Origin of the sequence: Vibrio sp. R-1, assembly GCF_035615595.1 — a bacterium.
GTDB lineage: Bacteria > Pseudomonadota > Gammaproteobacteria > Enterobacterales > Vibrionaceae > Vibrio > Vibrio cholerae.
Genome location: NZ_WPDC01000067.1, coordinates 1 through 17,924, shown reverse-complemented (window position 1 = coordinate 17,924; position 17,924 = coordinate 1). Strand labels below are relative to the sequence as shown.

At 48.5% G+C, this 17,924-nt stretch carries 19 protein-coding genes; 14 read left to right on the top strand and 5 right to left on the bottom strand.

All coding sequences use genetic code 11. The features are described 5' to 3' along the window. Positions 1 to 39: 39 nt before the first annotated feature. The 4 genes from GOU96_RS13240 to GOU96_RS13225 form a co-directional block, all read right to left on the bottom strand. Positions 40 to 1,128, bottom strand: coding sequence for a succinylglutamate desuccinylase/aspartoacylase family protein (locus GOU96_RS13240; RefSeq protein WP_001183317.1), 1,089 nt, complete (start codon positions 1,126 to 1,128; stop codon positions 40 to 42). Continuing rightward, complete coding sequence (gene rimK, locus GOU96_RS13235; RefSeq protein ID WP_000689982.1) at positions 1,088 to 1,993, bottom strand: 30S ribosomal protein S6--L-glutamate ligase; 906 nt, start codon at positions 1,991 to 1,993, stop codon at positions 1,088 to 1,090. Before rimK ends, GOU96_RS13240 begins: the two co-directional genes overlap by 41 nt. Continuing rightward, the gene (locus GOU96_RS13230; protein ID WP_000660269.1) at positions 1,990 to 2,433 is read right to left on the bottom strand and encodes an ATP-dependent zinc protease; all 444 of its coding nucleotides are present in this window, start codon (positions 2,431 to 2,433) and stop codon (positions 1,990 to 1,992) included. The genes rimK and GOU96_RS13230 overlap by 4 nt, the downstream gene beginning before the upstream one ends. Before the next feature lie 233 nt (positions 2,434 to 2,666). Further along, entirely contained in the window at positions 2,667 to 4,139 is a 1,473-nt protein-coding gene (locus GOU96_RS13225; protein WP_267781922.1) for an aminoacyl-histidine dipeptidase, read from the bottom strand. 877 nt (positions 4,140 to 5,016) lie between these two features. On the opposite strand from GOU96_RS13225, the gene GOU96_RS13220 reads away from it, so the two are divergent. From GOU96_RS13220 to pgpA, 14 genes are all read left to right on the top strand, one after another. Beyond that, entirely contained in the window at positions 5,017 to 6,309 is a 1,293-nt protein-coding gene (locus GOU96_RS13220; RefSeq protein WP_000890416.1) for an NCS2 family permease, read from the top strand. Between the two features lie 37 nt (positions 6,310 to 6,346). Then, positions 6,347 to 6,811 (top strand): xanthine phosphoribosyltransferase, encoded by a 465-nt coding sequence (gene gpt / locus GOU96_RS13215; RefSeq protein WP_000037415.1) that lies wholly within the window; start codon positions 6,347 to 6,349, stop codon positions 6,809 to 6,811. 96 nt (positions 6,812 to 6,907) lie between these two features. Then, on the top strand, positions 6,908 to 8,155 hold the full coding sequence (gene frsA, locus GOU96_RS13210) for an esterase FrsA (protein WP_001287569.1): 1,248 nt from the start codon (positions 6,908 to 6,910) through the stop codon (positions 8,153 to 8,155). Between the two features lie 134 nt (positions 8,156 to 8,289). Next, positions 8,290 to 8,679, top strand: coding sequence for a sigma factor-binding protein Crl (gene crl, locus GOU96_RS13205; RefSeq protein ID WP_042988574.1), 390 nt, complete (start codon positions 8,290 to 8,292; stop codon positions 8,677 to 8,679). 120 nt (positions 8,680 to 8,799) lie between these two features. Continuing rightward, entirely contained in the window at positions 8,800 to 9,933 is a 1,134-nt protein-coding gene (gene proB / locus GOU96_RS13200; protein WP_000210573.1) for a glutamate 5-kinase, read from the top strand. An 11-nt stretch (positions 9,934 to 9,944) separates the two neighbouring features. Further along, positions 9,945 to 11,195: a glutamate-5-semialdehyde dehydrogenase gene (locus GOU96_RS13195; protein ID WP_042988571.1), complete on the top strand. Its 1,251-nt coding sequence runs from the start codon at positions 9,945 to 9,947 to the stop codon at positions 11,193 to 11,195. A 99-nt stretch (positions 11,196 to 11,294) separates the two neighbouring features. After that, entirely contained in the window at positions 11,295 to 11,744 is a 450-nt protein-coding gene (nrdR, locus tag GOU96_RS13190; protein ID WP_000543544.1) for a transcriptional regulator NrdR, read from the top strand. Between the two features lie 25 nt (positions 11,745 to 11,769). Then, on the top strand, positions 11,770 to 12,873 hold the full coding sequence (gene ribD, locus GOU96_RS13185; protein WP_042988569.1) for a bifunctional diaminohydroxyphosphoribosylaminopyrimidine deaminase/5-amino-6-(5-phosphoribosylamino)uracil reductase RibD: 1,104 nt from the start codon (positions 11,770 to 11,772) through the stop codon (positions 12,871 to 12,873). 4 nt (positions 12,874 to 12,877) lie between these two features. Further along, positions 12,878 to 13,531, top strand: coding sequence for a riboflavin synthase (locus tag GOU96_RS13180; protein WP_000493874.1), 654 nt, complete (start codon positions 12,878 to 12,880; stop codon positions 13,529 to 13,531). 40 nt (positions 13,532 to 13,571) lie between these two features. Further along, a complete protein-coding gene (gene ribBA / locus GOU96_RS13175; RefSeq protein ID WP_001122865.1) occupies positions 13,572 to 14,681 on the top strand; it encodes a bifunctional 3,4-dihydroxy-2-butanone-4-phosphate synthase/GTP cyclohydrolase II in 1,110 nt (369 codons plus the stop codon). Positions 14,682 to 14,945: 264 nt separating this feature from the next. Then, on the top strand, positions 14,946 to 15,416 hold the full coding sequence (gene ribE, locus GOU96_RS13170; RefSeq protein ID WP_000864130.1) for a 6,7-dimethyl-8-ribityllumazine synthase: 471 nt from the start codon (positions 14,946 to 14,948) through the stop codon (positions 15,414 to 15,416). Next, positions 15,416 to 15,886: a transcription antitermination factor NusB gene (gene nusB / locus GOU96_RS13165; protein ID WP_000501296.1), complete on the top strand. Its 471-nt coding sequence runs from the start codon at positions 15,416 to 15,418 to the stop codon at positions 15,884 to 15,886. The genes ribE and nusB overlap by 1 nt, the downstream gene beginning before the upstream one ends. Positions 15,887 to 15,976: 90 nt before the next feature. Further along, positions 15,977 to 16,951: a thiamine-phosphate kinase gene (gene thiL, locus GOU96_RS13160; protein ID WP_001973101.1), complete on the top strand. Its 975-nt coding sequence runs from the start codon at positions 15,977 to 15,979 to the stop codon at positions 16,949 to 16,951. Next, positions 16,948 to 17,457, top strand: a complete 510-nt coding sequence (pgpA, locus tag GOU96_RS13155) for a phosphatidylglycerophosphatase A (protein WP_001283262.1) — start codon at positions 16,948 to 16,950, stop codon at positions 17,455 to 17,457. Before thiL ends, pgpA begins: the two co-directional genes overlap by 4 nt. Positions 17,458 to 17,497: 40 nt before the next feature. On the opposite strand, the gene GOU96_RS13150 is transcribed toward pgpA, so the two are convergent. Then, positions 17,498 to 17,881 carry a DUF3461 family protein gene (locus GOU96_RS13150; protein WP_000483924.1) on the bottom strand — a complete coding sequence of 128 codons (384 nt, stop codon included), beginning with the start codon at positions 17,879 to 17,881 and terminating at the stop codon, positions 17,498 to 17,500. Positions 17,882 to 17,924 lie beyond the last annotated feature (43 nt).

Below are 17,924 nucleotides of genomic sequence, written 5' to 3'. Positions count from 1 at the left end.
CTCATGATGAGGGCTTTTTCTATTGAGCAGATGCGGTATTTAGAGAGTGACAAGATGTCCTGTGGTTAAGGGCTCCAAATCGGCTTCCGTTAACTCTTCGATAAACTCTTCGACCACTTGTTCAATTAGGTCATCAGCTTTATGAAAATAGGCGAGATGGAACACCGCATCCCCTTCATTGACTAAGGGGAGGGTTTGTTGCCCAATCACGATGCCGCTCTTGTTGGCTTGAATCTCCACTTCTAGCTTGCCAAGTGGGGAGTTGATGTAAGCTAATACTTGGCCTTTTTCGACCTTATCTCCTAAAGACACTAATGTACGTAAAATACCGTCGGCTTCGGCACGTAGCCAACTGGTTGATTTTGCAATGATCGAGTTAGGTATCTTTTTACGGCTAGGGCGCAGCATGCCGATGGACTGCATCACTCGCTTGATACCGATGATCCCAGCATTGATAGCAATCGGATCAAAACGCAGAGCTTCCCCCGCTTCATAAGTTAAGACGGGGATCTGCTGCTTTTCCGCTTCACTACGCAGTGAGCCATCGCGTAAAGGTGAATCAATGATCACTGGAGTAGCAAAGGCTTGTGCAATGCGCAGGGTTTCGCTGTTGCTCAGATCGGCACGAATTTGCGGTAGGTTGGTTCGGTGAATCGCTCCGGTATGCAGATCGAGGATGTAATCACAACGCTCGGCGACTTGGGAAAAAAAGGTGTGCGCCATACGTGAGGCTAGAGAGCCTTTTTCACTGCCGGGAAAGCAGCGATTTAAATCACGACGATCGGGTAAGTAGCGTGATTTGTGAATAAAACCGAAAACATTGACGATAGGCACCGCAATCACTGTGCCTTTGAGTTTTTTTTCATCAAGTGTATTGAGCAGTTGGCGGATGATTTCTACGCCATTGAGTTCATCACCATGAATGGCGGCATTGATCATCAGAACTGGGCCGGGAGATGCGCCATGGAGAACTTCGATGGGGATAGAAAGAGGGGAGTCGGTATACAGTTTGGCGGCTTCGAGTTCGATAACTCGCCGAGAAGAGGGGGGAATGGTTTCCCCCAAAAATGAAAAGCCGCTGTGCTTTTTAGCCTTTGCCACGAGTTTTAGTCCTTTTACTGGCTGCATTTTTCTCTATGAATTCGACGATCATACCCGCAATGTCTTTCCCCGTCGCTGCTTCAATGCCTTCTAAACCCGGTGAGGAGTTCACTTCCATCACCAGTGGGCCGCGGGCAGAACGCAGCAGATCTACACCCGCTACATTCAATCCCATAATTTTGGCCGCTTCAATCGCCGTTTTACGCTCTTGAGGGGTGATTTTGACCAATGATGCCGTACCACCACGATGCAGGTTCGAGCGAAACTCACCATCTGCGCCTTGGCGCTTCATCGCTGCAATCACTTTATCACCAATCACAAAGCAGCGAATATCCGCACCGCCTGCTTCTTTGATGTACTCTTGCACCATGATATTGGCTTTGAGTCCCATGAACGCTTCAATAACACTTTCCGCCGCAGTACGGGTTTCTGCCAATACCACGCCGATGCCTTGTGTGCCTTCTAATAGCTTAATCACTACTGGCGCGCCGCCGACCATATCGAGCAAGTCTTTGACATCATCAGGCTTACTCGCAAAACCCGTGATGGGCATACCAATGCCGCGACGAGAGAGCAATTGCATGGAGCGCAGCTTGTCACGAGAGCGAGTAATGGCAACGGATTCATTGGCTGGGTAAACGCCCATCATTTCAAACTGGCGCAGTACAGCAGTACCGTAGAAAGTGACAGAAGCACCAATGCGAGGAATCACGGCATCAAAACCGGCTAGCTCTTCGCCTTTGTAATGAATCTCTGGTTTGTCAGAGTTGATATTCATGTAGCAGCGCAAGGCATCAATCACTCGAACTTCATGGCCACGCTGTTTGCACGCTTCTATCAAACGCTTGGTCGAATACAGCGAAGCGTTACGCGACAGAATACCAATTTTCATTTACTCGGCTCCTCGAAAGGGATTAAAAACGATTTTGTAGGATCGACCATGATTCGATGGTGCATGGCGGTACGTCCTAACAACATACGAAAAGCCATATTTTCTCGATTGGTCAAGGTGATCTCAATTGGCCAAATTTGGCCACCAAAGCTAAGTTCCGATCGAATGACGTAGCGCTTTTCTTCGTGGCCACCGGAATCGCGAACCACACGTTCGTCAATCACTTCAGCTTCACACACATTCACTAGCTGATCATTCTTTTGCATCGGGTGGATCCAAAAACGGACCCATTGAGCTCCTTCCTTAGTGAAGCTCTCCACTTTGAACGCGTGCAAGCAAGACGTTCGGGCTCCGGTATCGATTTTCGCTTTAATGCGTTCAATACCTAACCCTGGAAGGCTGAGTTCCTCACGCCATCCGACAATCATTTTTTCTTTCATCGCAATTTCATTAGTTTGAGAATTTCAGATACCGCTAAGGACAAGCAGCACCCTCGAAACAACTCGCATTTGGCCAGTTGTCGCTTGAAGAGAGTTTGGTGAATAACTCTGGGAACTTCAAGGGGGCGAACTCTAGCAGCCAACCTCAAACTCAAGCTAATGAATTAAATTTGCCTTTTCGACAAAAAAAATTGATATAAAAAAGCCGAGTTATGCACTCGGCTTCTTATCGGTTAGGCTTTCACTGGGATATTGGCGAGTAGTGCCACCATCTGTTGCCAGAACAGATCAACCGTGTCGATCTTCACTTTTTCATCCGGTGAATGTGGGAACTTGATGGTTGGACCGAAAGAGACCATATCCATGTTTGGATAGGGTTTTTTGAACAGCCCACACTCAAGACCCGCGTGGATCACCATGATGTTCGGTTTGTTGCCATAAATGCCTTCATACATATCACGGAAAATATGCATGATTTCAGAATCAGCATCGGGTTTCCAGCCTGGGTAAGCACCAGAAAGCTCCAGCTCTGCTCCCGCAAGTTGTGCCAGCGATTGCAACATGCCCTCGACTTGGTGGCGGCCTGAATCCATCAGGGAGCGAATCAAGCACAGCACTTTGATTTTGTTGGCTTCTGTGGTGATCACTCCCACGTTGAGTGAGGTTTCTACAACACCTGCAATATCATCGCTCATGCGGATCACACCGTTTGGACACGTGTTCAGAGCGGCAACAAAACGTTGTTGAGTGTGCTCGGTCAGCACTTCACTTTGCAGTTCTTTGGCTTCAAGGAAAGTCACTAAGTGAGTTTCAACCTTACCCAGTTCAGCTTTGAGTAGCTCAGTGTAGCGGTGGAATAGGATTTCTAATTCGGCTACGTGCTGTTCTGGCAAGGCGACGGTGACAAAAGCTTCACGCGGGATCGCATTACGTAGACTACCGCCACGGAATTCGACTAAGCGCAGATCTAATTCTTTCGCATGGCCTGCAAGAAAGCGTGCCATCAGCTTGTTAGCGTTACCACGGCCAGTGTGAATATCACAACCTGAGTGACCGCCTTTCAACCCCTTTAAGATCAGTTGGCGGCCAACATAACCAGCAGGGATCGCTTCACGCTCAATGGAGAAAGTGAACTCGGCGTTCACGCCTCCCGCGCAGCCCATATAGACTTCACCCTCTTGCTCAGAGTCGGTATTGAGCAGAATGTCGCCCTCCAGCCAACCTTCTTTGAGGCCAAAAGCGCCGGTCATGCCCGCTTCTTCATCAATAGTCAGCAGAACTTCAATTGGACCATGTTGGATCTCTTTGGAGGCCAGTACTGCTAGGCAAGAAGCCATGCCGATACCATTATCCGCGCCAAGCGTAGTGCCTTTAGCAGTAACCCATTCACCATCAATATAAGGCTGGATCGGATCTTTGGTGAAATCATGCACTGTGTCTTCATTTTTTTGCGGCACCATATCAATGTGCGCTTGAAGTACCACACCTTTACGATTTTCCATGCCCGGTGTCGCTGGCTTTTTAATAAAGACGTTACCAGTCTCATCACGACGAACGGCCAATCCTTGTTCTTTAGCCCAGTTGATAATGTATTGAGCTAATGCCTCTTCATGTTTTGAAGGGTGCGGGATGGAACAGATAGTGGCGAAAAATGGCCAAATTGGATTTGACGATAACTTACTGATTTCGGTTTGGAACTCAGACACAGATGACTCCTTACTGTAATTTTTCCCGTGTATCCTCTCTCCAGAGCTGGGTCGTGGCAGAGAATTTGCCTGTAACAGGTAGGTACTTTCGTTGCACAGCATATCACTCTGCAGGGGCAGGGTGTAGGTCAAAAGTGGCAGGAAAACGGGTTTTGATCATCGGCTAGCGTCAGGAATAATAAGAAGACGTAACGTGACTGAGGTAGGCAAATGCATCTTCATGCACTTTAACTGTAATTTTTCTTAATAAAGTTGTAATTAAATTACTAAAAAATGCTGACCAAGATCAATTTAAATGATTTTTGTGATTTTAATCACCTTAAGTGTTGTAATTTAATTTCTTGGTGGTATATTTGTGTACAGCTTCGCTAGCGAAGAGAAAACGCTCAAAGGATGAGTCCGATTTATCGCCTCCATGGAACCGAGAAATCAAGTAAACAGTTTTGATTTTAATGGTGATAGTTATGAATAAAGGTTTATCGTCTGCAATGTTCTGGAACCAACACTCTGTGTACACCGGTAACTTTGCATACCCTCGTAGCTTCGGCTACTGATACGCAACTTTTGCGTCTCGAACAAGTTTTGTTCACCCCTAAATTGGAATTTATTGACGACCAAATTTGGTCGATATGATTCACCGCCATCTCACTTGAGGTGGCGTTTTTTTATCCTCAAAAAATCTTCCCTATTCGAACTTGATCGCAACATTCTGTTGGTATTGAGCAATTGACTTATCTTCTGATCGACAGATTCCCTTTTTGGTTAGAAAACCCGCGTACAGTCAGAATTGTGTCTGGAATTTGTTTTTTGATAACTCTATAATCGCCGCCAATCGTTTACGCAACCGTTTACTTTTTTACCACTAAAGGATTCGAACATGCTGGAAAAGCTTTTTAAACTCAGTGAATACGGCACGAACGTGCGCACTGAGATCCTCGCTGGGGTCACGACTTTCCTGACCATGGCTTACATTATTTTTGTTAACCCAGCCATTTTGTCGGATGCGGGAATGGATCGCGGTGCGGTTTTCGTGGCGACCTGTTTGGCGGCCGCGATTGGCTGTTTCATTATGGGTTTTATTGCCAATTATCCTATCGCTCAAGCGCCAGGTATGGGGCTTAATGCCTTCTTCACTTATGGTGTGGTTCTGGGTATGGGACACACTTGGCAAGTCGCTCTGGCCGCAGTGTTCTGCTCGGGCGTGCTGTTTATTCTACTCAGCTTGTTCAAAATCCGTGAGTGGATCATCAACTCGATTCCTCACTCTTTACGTACCGGCATTTCAGCGGGTATTGGTCTGTTCTTAGCTTTCATCGCATTAAAAAATGCGGGCATTGTGGTCGATAATCCGGCAACACTGGTTTCTTTAGGCGCAATCACCTCGCTGCATGCGGTGTTGGCAGCGGTGGGCTTTTTCCTGACGATTGGTTTAGTCTATCGCGGCGTCAAAGGCGCGGTGATGATTGCTATTTTAGCGGTGACAGCTCTCGGTCTCGTATTTGGTGATGTGCAATGGGGCGGCATTATGTCTACGCCTCCGAGTATCGCGCCGACCTTCATGCAACTCGATTTCTCTGCTGTCTTTGAGATCGGCATGATTTCTGTGGTGTTTGCGTTCTTGTTTGTTGACCTATTTGACACTGCGGGCACCTTGGTTGGCGTTGCAACCAAAGCGGGATTAATCGAAAAAGATGGCAAAATTCCGCGCCTGAATCGTGCCCTGTTGGCGGATTCGACAGCAACGTCTGTCGGCGCTCTGCTCGGTACTTCAAACACCACTTCTTATATTGAAAGTGTCTCCGGTGTTGCTGTTGGTGGCCGTACTGGTTTAACTGCTGTGGTGGTTGGCATTTTGTTCCTTCTTGCATTATTCTTCTCGCCACTAGCGGGTATGATCCCAGCTTATGCGACGGCCGGTGCACTTTTCTATGTTGCTATTCTGATGATGTCGGGGTTAGTGAGCATTGATTGGCGTGATCTGACTGAAGCGGCACCCACTGTTGTTACCTGTTTGATGATGCCTCTGACATTCTCGATTGCGGAAGGCATCTCACTCGGTTTTATTGCTTATGCCGCAATCAAACTTTTCAGTGGTAAAGGACGCAGCGTCTCTCTCAGTGTATGGGTTATGGCGGCCATTTTTGTCATCAAATACATTTTGGCGGCGTAAGAGAAGACATTATAAAAATTCAATTTAGGTTTATCACATGAGCAAAAAATTCGTTATCACCTGGGACAATATGCAGCATTACTGCCGTGAACTTGCACAGCGTCAAATGCCTGCAGAACAATGGAAAGGTATCTTGGGTGTCAGCCGTGGTGGCTTAGTTCCTGCTGCTATTCTCGCTCGTGAGTTGGGCATTCGCTATGTGGATACGGTGTGTATCTCTAGCTATGACCATGATCACCAGCGTGATATGACTGTTCTTAAAGCACCAGAGCATGACGGAGAAGGTTTCCTGATCATTGACGATCTGGTTGATAGCGGCGATACCGCACGTAAAATCCGTGAAATGTATCCGAAAGCGAAATTTGTGACTGTCTGTGCTAAACCTGCGGGTAAAGACTTGGTTGACGAGTACGTGGTTGATATTCCACAAGACACTTGGATCGAGCAACCATGGGACATGGTGCTGTCTTATGTTGAGCCAGTTAATCGCAAGCAAAAATAGTCTTTTTGCCGAGAATTTGAAAATGACCCTTTCAAGGGTCATTTTTTTTTACTACTGTTAGCCCAACTTAGCGCAACGCCAGTAAAGAGACTTGTCATGTCAGAAGCGAGCAGCAAAAACCTGTCTGAGACCCTGTTTCAAAATCACAAACAAGCTAAAGAGACATCTTCGCTTACCCAATATATGCCAAGCAGTTTAGAGCTGTTAGACACTCGCCGAGAACAATCATCCCAAGCTTGGTACCGTAATTTGCGCCGTTTACAGTGGATTTGGCAGGGTGTTGATCCGGTTGAGCAGGAAGAGATCCTCGCGCGGATTGCCTCTTCTAAGCATTCGCGCACTCACGATGAGTGGCTTGATACTGTGATGGGATATCGCAGTGGTAACTGGACCTACGAATGGACGCGCGTTGGCATGTTACATCAAAAGCAAGCGGCGGAGCGTCAAGGAGAAGAGGCGGCCGATCAAATGTTTGCCGCGGCGCTCTATTACAGCATCGCGGGTTATCCTCATCTTCGAAATGATAACTTGGCTTTACAAGCCCAAGTGCTTGCAAACAATGCCTATCAAGAAGCAGCAAAACTGACGGGATTTGTGGTTAAGCGCTTAGAGTTTTCCTACCAAAACAAAAAAATTGCCGGTTATTTGCACCTACGCAATACCGATTCTCCAAAGCCCGTGGTGCTGGTTAGTGCGGGGTTAGATAGCTTACAAACCGATATGTGGCGTCTATTTCGCGACTATTTAGCCAAGCGCGATATCGCCATGCTGACCATTGATATGCCGTCACTGGGCGCAAGTTCTCACTGGCCATTGACCGAAGATTCCTCCTGTTTGCATCAAGCGGTACTGAACCAGCTGGCAGACCTGCCTTGGGTGGATCATTTCCGTATCGGGCTGATTGGGTTTCGTTTTGGTGGGAATGCGATGGCGCGGCTGGCTTTTCTTGAGTCGGATAAAGTGAAAGCCTGTGTTTCACTCGGCGCGCCAATCCACGATATTTTCACCTCTCCCAAGAAGTTGGCTGCCATGCCCAAAATGTATCTTGATGTACTGGCGTCACGTTTAGGCAAAAACGTCGTTGATGTGCGCAGCCTATCCGGACAATTGATGGCATGGTCGCTAAAAGTGCAGGGTTTTATGTCTGGACGCAGAACCAAAACGCCGATTTTAGCACTGGGATTGGAAGGGGATCCGGTATCGCCTTATTCAGACAACCAACTCGTGGCACTCTTTAGCCAAGGTGGGCAAGCTAAGAAAGTAAAAAGTAAAACCATTTCACAGGGATATGAGCAATCCCTCGATTTGGCAATAAACTGGCTAGAAGATGAACTTTGCAAGTGACATTTTCATAAAAGTCATCAAAAGTAAGCAGTAAGTGGCGAATGTTTGTTCGTCCAATTATTAAATCTCCCCGCCGATAGCTGTCGGTTGAGGGAGATAAAATGGCTCTTAATTGCTGCTTATGGAGATGAACTATGTCAGAGATGACCAAAACCCCTACCCACTACCGCCTGCTCTCAACCTTGAAAGCGATAGGGCCTTATTTACGCGAAGGGCAGTGTAGTGAGCGATTCTACTTATTTGATTGTCTCGCCTCATGTGTGAACGATAAAAAATCCCCTGAAAAACGAGAGTTTTGGGGCTGGTGGATGGAGTTGACGCAAAATGATCAAGAAATGTCAGCTTGCTACCATATCGGTCGCTATACGCTTGCGGGAGATTGGGTTGCAGAAGCGATACCAGAATCTGCCCAAGCGGAGGTTAATCATACTCAAGCGGAATTTCACAAAAAGTTAGTCAAAACGTTACGTGAACGTTTCGAAATCTCTGTCGCGGTCTCAACCGAGTCCGCGCCATTTGCCTAATTAACCCTGTTCAATCGATAACCCGAAGAAAAAGGTGCTTTTGCACCTTTTTCTGCTTGTGCATTGCAGTGTGGATTGCTAAAACATCGTCTCTTAAAGTTTTTCTCAACAGAAGCAATCATGACCACAAATCAACGAAGCATCAAAGCTCCACAAACGGTTGTTGTGAAGCTGGGAACCAGTGTTCTGACCGGCGGTACTCTTGCGCTGGATCGTGCTCATATGGTTGAGCTCGCTCGCCAGTGTGCTGAACTCAAAAAGCAAGGTCACTCAGTAGTGATCGTGACCTCGGGCGCCATTGCGGCTGGCCGTGAGCATTTAGGTTACCCTGCGCTGCCCAACGCGATTTCCAGCAAGCAACTGCTGGCAGCGGTTGGGCAAAGTCGTTTGATTCAGGTCTGGGAATCGTTATTTGCGATTTATGGCATCAAAATTGGTCAGATGCTGCTCACCCGTGCTGATCTTGATGACCGTGAGCGTTTCCTTAATGCGCGTGACACCATCAATGCGTTAGTTGAAAACGGCATTGTGCCTGTGGTCAACGAAAACGATGCGGTAGCAACCAATGAAATCAAAGTCGGTGACAACGATAACTTATCGGCGCTGGTCGGTATTTTGTGTGGCGCGGATAAGCTGCTGCTGTTGACCGATCAAAAAGGCTTGTTTACCGCCGACCCGCGTAAAGATCCCAATGCCCAACTGATCAAAGAAGTGACCACCATTGATGACACACTGCGCAAAATTGCTGGTGGCAGTGGCACTACACTCGGTACGGGCGGCATGGCCACCAAGCTGCAAGCGGCGGACATTGCTCGTCGTGCTGGTATTGAAGTCATCATTGCGGCAGGTCGTGCGCCCAATGTGATTTTTGACTCCTTAAGTGATGAGCCACAAGGCACGCGCTTCTTAGCTTTGGAAGAAGCGTTAGAAAACCGCAAACGCTGGATTTTGGCAGGCCCAGCGGCATCGGGTGATATCGTGATTGACGATGGCGCAGTGAAAGCGGTACAAACCAAGGGCAGCAGCTTGCTCGCCAAAGGTGTGGTGCGAGTGCAAGGTCAGTTCGCCCGTGGTGAAGTGGTGCGGGTACTGGACAAGCAAAGTCATCTGATTGCGCGCGGCATCGCGGCCTACTCCAATGACGAGTTGGCGCAAATTGCTGGTAAGCACAGTAAAGAGATCATCGATATTTTAGGCTACGATCACGGCTCAGAAGTGATCCACCGCGACGACATGGTCGTGATTCAAGAATAAAGGAGAGAATGATGGATTTAACCGTACTCGGTAAAGCGGCCAAAGCGGCCTCTTTCCAACTGGCTACCGCCAGTACCGCGCAAAAAAATCAGGCTCTCGCTATTATGGCCGATCAGTTGGAAGCGCAAAGCGCGAGCATTCTTGCTGCGAACGCAAAAGATATTGCGCTGGGGCGCGAAGCGGGTTTGTCTGATGCCATGCTGGATCGTTTGCTGCTCAATGAGTCTCGCTTGCAAGCGATCGCCAACGATGTGCGTAACGTGATCAAATTGAACGATCCCGTCGGCAGCGAAATTGATAGCCGAGTGTTGGAAAACGGCATGTCACTGGCACGCCGTCGCGTACCCCTTGGCGTGGTCGGCGTCATTTATGAAGCTCGCCCTAACGTCACCATTGATATTGCGGCGCTGTGTTTAAAAACCGGTAACGCCGCGATTTTGCGCGGTGGCAAAGAGACGTTTTTCTCTAACATGGAACTGGTCAAAGTGATCCAGTCGGCGTTGGATAAAGCAGCTCTACCAGCAGCTTCCGTGCAGTACATTGAAAAGCCGGATCGTGAACTGGTGACGCAACTCCTGAAAATGGATGATTACGTCGACATGATCATCCCACGTGGCGGTGCGGGCCTGCACAAAATGTGCAAAGAAAACAGCACTGTGCCTGTGATCATTGGCGGCTTTGGCATTAGCCATATTTTCGTGGATGAAAGTGCTGATCTGGATAAATCGGTTGCCGTGATTGAAAACGCCAAAGTGCAGCGCCCTTCAGCGTGTAATGCGCTAGATACCTTGTTAGTGCATCAAGCGATTGCCAAACCGTTACTAGACAAACTCATCGCAAAACTGAATGGCAAAGTGGCGTTTGTGGCGGAGCCCAAAGCCAAAGCCTTGATGAGTGCCGCGGCCGAGCTGCGTGATGCGCAAGCGGGCGATTTTGATACCGAATGGCTCAGCTACACCTTAGGGGTGAAAGTGGTGCAGGATGTACAAGAAGCCATTGAGCATATGCGTGAGCACAATGCGAGTCATTCCGATGCGATCATGACCAACGATCTCTATAACGCTGAGCTGTTTGTGAATACGGCTGGTTCAGCAGCAGTGTATGTCAACGCTTCTACGCGTTTTACTGACGGTGCACAGTTTGGTTTAGGCGCAGAAGTGGCAGTCTCAACACAAAAACTGCACGCGCGTGGCCCGATGGGGCTAGAAGAGCTCACCAGCTACAAGTGGGTGGGCAAAGCCAATTACCTGTCACGCAGCTAAAAATCAAGCAAAGATGTGATGTAAAGGGGCTTCGCGCCCCTTTTTCTTTGGCTCTCAACAGCACATCGGCTACACTGGTTGCCTTGTTATGGAGGTAATATGCATTGTCCTTTCTGTTCTGAAAACGATACCAAAGTGATCGATTCACGTCTGGTGGCTGACGGACATCAAGTGCGCCGTCGTCGTCAGTGTCTGGCTTGTAATGAGCGCTTTACCACCTTTGAAACCGCGGAGTTAGTGATGCCACGCGTGATCAAATCGAATGGTAATCGTGAGCCTTTTGATGAAGAGAAAATGATTGGTGGCTTGCAGCGCGCATTGGAAAAGCGCCCAGTGAGTGCCGATGCGATTGAACTGGCGATCAGCACCATAAAATCTAAGCTACGTGCCACTGGCGAGCGTGAAGTTCCGAGTAAACTGATTGGTAACTTGGTGATGGAACAGCTGAAAGTGCTAGATAAAGTGGCCTATATTCGCTTTGCATCCGTATATCGTAGTTTTGAAGATGTCCGTGAATTTGGCGAGGAGATCGCCAAACTGCAGGACTAACCGATAGGATTAACTGAAAGCGATTATGCCTATGTTTACCTCTTTTGATCATCAAATGATGTCTCGCGCGATTGAACTTGCGTGGCGCGGGCGTTTTACCACTTCTCCTAATCCTAATGTCGGCTGCGTGATCACTCGCGGTGAGCAGATTGTAGGGGAAGGTTTCCATTTTCGCGCGGGCGAACCCCATGCTGAAGTGCATGCGATGCGCCAAGCCGGTGAGCTTACTCGCGGTGCGACCGCTTATGTCACTTTAGAGCCTTGCTCTCATTATGGTCGCACACCGCCTTGTGCTGAAGGGCTTATTAAAGCCGGGGTTGCGAAAGTGATTTGCGCAATGCAAGACCCTAACCCACAAGTGGCGGGGAAGGGCGTACAAATGCTGCGTGATGCCGGGATTGAGGTTGAAGTGGGGTTGCTGGAAGCGGATGCTCGAGCACTCAACCGCGGTTTTCTCAAGCGTATGGAAACCGGCATGCCTTATGTGCAGCTTAAAATGGCGGCGAGTCTCGATGGACAAACCGCGCTCGCTAACGGTAAAAGCCAGTGGATTACTTCTCCCGCAGCACGTAACGATGTTCAGCGGCTTCGCGCGCAAGCCAGTGCGATTCTCTCCACCAGTCAAACGGTGCTGGCGGATAATGCTTCTCTGGCGGTGCGTTGGCACGATTTACCGTCATCGGTACAGGCGCAATACGCAGAAGCGGATTTGCGTCAGCCACTGCGGGTGATTTTGGATCGTCAACATCAATTGCATCCAGAGTTAGCGTTATACCAAACACCTTCACCCGTGCTGCGAGTTGCCAGCGAGAATGCCGAACTCTGTATCTCTGCTGAGAACGGAAAGCTTGATTTACGTGAGCTTTTGGCACTACTCGCTCAGCAACACAATGTGAATCAAGTCTGGGTAGAGGCGGGGAGCCAATTAGCGAAATCCTTGATTGAGCAAAAGTTGGTGGATGAAATCATTCTCTATTTAGCGCCAAAATTGATGGGCAGCGATGGCCGTGGTTTATTTGGCGCGCTCGGTTTGACGGAAATGGCTGAGGCCATTGAACTCAAAATAGAAGATTGTCGAATGGTGGGGGCTGATTTGCGGATCATCGCCACCCCAAAAACAAAAGATTAGCATTATGTTTACAGGTATTGTTGAAGCGGTTGGCAAGCTGACCGCTATTATCCCCAAAGGCAGCGACGTCACCATCAGTGTGGATGTGGGTAAGTTGGACATGGGCGATGTCAAACTCGGTGACAGTATTGCCACTAATGGCGTCTGTTTAACAGTTGTGGCGTTTGATCAGCGTAGTTTTAGCGCGGATCTGTCGATGGAAACCCTCAAAAAATCGGGCTTTGCACAGTATCAGGTTGGCGATCGCGTTAACCTTGAAAAAGCCATGCTGCCCACGACTCGTTTTGGTGGTCATATCGTCTCAGGACATGTGGATGGCGTAGGTGAAATCGTCGAGCGTATTCCTGTGGGGCGTGCGGTGGACCTGTGGGTCAATATGCCGGCAGAAATCAGCAAATACGTGGCAGAAAAAGGCTCGATTACCGTTGATGGCATCAGTTTAACGGTCAATGATCTGCGTAAAAACGCGTTTAAACTGACCATAGTGCCCCACACCAGCGCAGAAACCACTATCGATGAATTCCAAGTGGGACGCCGAGTCAATCTGGAAGTGGATGTATTGGCACGTTACATGGAGCGTTTACTGCAAGGTCAACAAGAGAGTGAACCTCAATCGCGTCTGACCATGGCATTTTTGCAACAAAACGGTTTTGCTTAACCTCTGCTCTCAGAGGCTTCATAACAATAGGACTGACATCATGCCAATTAGCACCCCACAAGAGATCATTGAAGACATTCGTCAAGGCAAAATGGTCATCCTGATGGATGATGAAGATCGTGAAAATGAAGGCGATCTGATCATGGCGGCCGAGCACATTACGCCAGCAGCGATCAATTTTATGGCAACCCATGGTCGCGGACTCATCTGTTTAACGCTCACGAAAGAGCGTTGTCGCCGTCTGGGTTTAAATCCCATGGTGCAAGATAATAATGCCCAGTACACCACCAATTTCACCGTTTCGATTGAAGCGGCCGAAGGCGTGACCACCGGTATTTCAGCGGCGGATCGCGCGCGCACAGTACAAGCGGCAGTGGCAAAAGAAGCGAAAGCGGCTGATTTGGTTCAGCCGGGGCATATTTTCCCGCTGGCTGCACAAGATGGTGGAGTATTAACTCGCGCTGGGCACACAGAGGCTGGGTGTGATTTAGCACGCTTGGCTGGTTTAGAGCCCGCGTCGGTGATTGTGGAAATTCTTAATGATGACGGCACCATGGCGCGTCGACCGGATTTAGAAGTGTTCGCTGAAAAACACGGTTTAAAACTGGGTACGATTGCAGACTTGATTGAGTACCGCAACCACACCGAAACCACTATTGAGCGTGTCGCACAGTGTAAACTGCCAACCGAATATGGTGAGTTTGAGCTGGTGACTTACCGTGACATCATCGATAAGCAAATCCATTTTGCTCTACGTAAAGGCGATATTACTAGCGCGCCAACTCTCGTGCGTGTGCATCTGCAAGACACTTTTACCGATCTGCTGCACAGCAACCGTGCGGCAGAGCGCAGTTGGCCACTTGCGACAGCAATGCAGCGTATTGGGCAAGAAGGTGGGGTGTTGGTGATCCTGGGTCATGAAGAATCGAGTGAGCTATTGCTGCACCGAGTGAAAATGTTTGAGCTGCAAGATAAAGGGGAAGCCCCTGCGATGGCCAAAAAACAAGGCACTTCACGCCGGGTCGGAGTTGGCTCGCAAATCCTTGCTGATCTTGGAGTGAAAGAGATGCGTTTGCTCTCTTCACCAAACAAAAAGTACCACGCATTGGGTGGTTTTGGTCTCAATGTGGTCGAATACGTCTGCGAATAATCGCTATTCCCTTGCTACTTGAAGTGGCAGTGGCGTGAGCGACCTTCATTCCCCCAAGCATAGAGCCTACCCATGCTTGGGGATGAACTTACTGTCCGCCTCGCTGCAAAACTAAGTCGTTTGAGGATATTTCATGGCTGGTTTACCGCGTTTTAGCTTGATGGCGGTGCGCGGTGTAAGCCCAAATTTCTGTTAGATATTGCTCACAAATTTGTGCTAGAATCCGGCGATTCTCACTTGATGAACAGAGTTAAAGGAAAGCTTATGAAAGTGATCGAGGGTGGTTTCCCAGCACCAAATGCGAAAATTGCGATTGTGATTTCTCGTTTCAACAGTTTTATCAATGAAAGTTTGCTGTCTGGTGCCATCGATACTCTTAAGCGTCACGGTCAGATCAGTGATGACAACATTACCGTTGTGCGTTGTCCCGGTGCGGTTGAGCTGCCACTGGTAGCGCAACGTGTTGCAAAAACGGGCGACTACGATGCGATTGTCTCTCTGGGTTGTGTGATCCGTGGCGGTACACCGCACTTTGACTACGTTTGCAGTGAAATGAATAAAGGTCTGGCACAAGTGTCTCTGGAATTTAGCATTCCAGTCGCATTCGGTGTGTTGACTGTTGATACTATCGATCAAGCTATTGAACGCGCAGGAACCAAGGCTGGTAATAAGGGTGCTGAAGCAGCACTGAGCGCACTTGAGATGATTAATGTTCTTTCTGAAATCGATTCCTAATGGGGGCCAGTGTGAAACCAGCCGCACGTCGTAATGCACGTCAATTTGCGCTACAAGCAATTTATTCATGGCAAATTACTAAAGAGAATGTTGCGACTATTGAAGAGCAATTTCTAACCAGCGGTAAGTACGATGAAGAAGAACATCGTGCCGCTGAGCCAGCTCTTGCTGCTCCTGAAACCGATGTTTCTTATTTCCGTGATCTGCTGGCGGGTGTGGTTTTAAACCATAATGAACTCGACAGCAAACTGCGTCCTTTTGTTTCTCGTCCGATGCAAGATCTGGACATGATGGAACTGGCGCTGCTGCGTTTGGCCATGTATGAAATGACGCGTCGTGAAGACGTACCATACAAAGTGGTGATTAACGAGGCGATTGAACTGGCAAAAGTGTTTGCTGCGGAAGATAGTCATAAATTCGTTAACGGTGTGCTGGATAAAGCCGCACCGCACGTACGTAAGAAAGCGTAATCCGTTTTCCACCAGAAGGTCAGCAGTCGCTGACCTTTTTTCTTGATAAGCTGCGACCTAATGCAGCGTTTCAACCAAAGAGTCTGGATGATGTTTGGTGAATTTAATTTAATCGATAAATACTTTTCCAACCGACAAGCACAACGCAAAGACGTTCACTTAGCATTGGGTGATGACTGTGCGATTGTCAAAGTTCCTGAAAATTCGCGCGTGGCGATCAGCACTGATACCTTAGTTGCTGGAACCCATTTTCTGGCTCAGGCCAATCCGGCTTGGGTCGCGCACAAAGCCTTAGCGTCGAACATCAGTGATTTGGCGGCGATGGGCGCGACTCCGGCTTGGGTTTCGCTTGCGTTGACTCTGCCTGAGATTGATGATGCGTGGCTAACGCCATTTTGCGATGCTTTTTTCGAGTTGGCCAATTACTACAATGTGCAGCTCATTGGTGGCGATACCACCAAAGGGCCACTCAGTATCACATTAACCGTGCAGGGTTTTTTACCCAAAGAGCAGGCTATGCTGCGTAGCGGGGCGAAAGTTGGCGATTGGCTCTATGTCACGGGCGATCTAGGGGATAGCCAAGCCGGCTTAGACGTGATTTTAGATCCCGAAAAGCGCCATTTACCCTTCGCCGATATTCTTGAGCAGCGCCATTACTTATCGACACCACGCATTGTGGCAGGGCAAGCCTTAGTGCATTTGGCCTCTTCGGCGATTGATATTTCCGACGGCCTGATTGCCGATCTGCAACACATTTTGCGGCGTTCCAATGTTGGGGCGAGTATTGATGTCAGCTTGTTGCCTCTGTCTAAAGAGCTATTGCAGTTTGTAGACAGTGTCACTAGTGCGCAGCAGTATGCCTTGACCAGCGGTGAAGAGTACGAACTCTGCTTCACCATTCCAGAAGAAAACCGAGGCTCGCTGGAAAATGCGCTCGCCCATTGCGGCACAAAAGTGACCTGTATTGGCCAAATTCGCCCTGCTGGTACGTTTGAACTGCATAATCAGGGGAAAAAGCTCGATTGGCAACTGGCTGGGTATGATCATTTCAAGGTGAAAGCATGAGCGATCCACGCAGTAATCTCTCCTTAAGTAACCCTTGGCACTTGCTTGCTACTGGTTTTGGCAGTGGCTTGTCGCCCATCGTGCCCGGAACGATGGGCACGTTAGCATCGGTGCCATTTTACTTAATGCTGGCACAGCTCCCTTTGACTCTGTATGCCGTCGTGGTTGTGTTCGCTAGCCTCATCGGCATAAAAATTTGCCAAGTCACCTCAGATGATATGCAGGTACACGATCACGGTTCGATTGTTTGGGATGAATTTGCCGGCTTTTGGATCACTATGCTGATTGTGCCGTTATACCAATTACCGGTTTTCGATTGGAAATGGCTCGTGACAGGTTTTGTGCTATTTCGCTTTTTCGATATGCTCAAACCTTGGCCGATCAGTTGGTTGGATAAGCGTGTGCATGGCGGTTTCGGCATCATGATTGATGATTTAGTGGCTGGGGTAATGGCCGCGATTAGTTTAGCGGCCATCGGCTATTGGTTAGAGTGGTTGCCTGCTTGAGATTCGCTTGTTTAGGTTCCCCTAGGGGAACCAAACTCAGCTAGTTTAACTTTTGCAAATCGGCTTCAATTTCGGCAATTTTACTGGCAACGACCTTTTCCAAGTGGCGTAAATCATTAAGAATTTTCTGTTTCACGTCCACTTCACCCATGACTTCGGGTTTGGTTATCTTGTTCAGCTCATCAATCACCAGCGTTAAATTGCGATTAATTTCAGTGACTTCTTTGTACTGATGACTGCCGCTGTCGACCAATACATTTTTGATCTGCCTTGGATACTTAAACTTGACGCTTTTGGCGAACAGCTCGCCCTTTTGCTTTTTGAAGTAGATCTTTAATACATCTTTATGCGCTTCTTGGCGCAGTGAATAGCGTTCAATTTGCGTAGGTTCATTAATACCCAAGCCAACGAGATGGGGAAACATAGGCAACCTCTTAGTTAAAATAACCCGCACGCCTCTTGATATG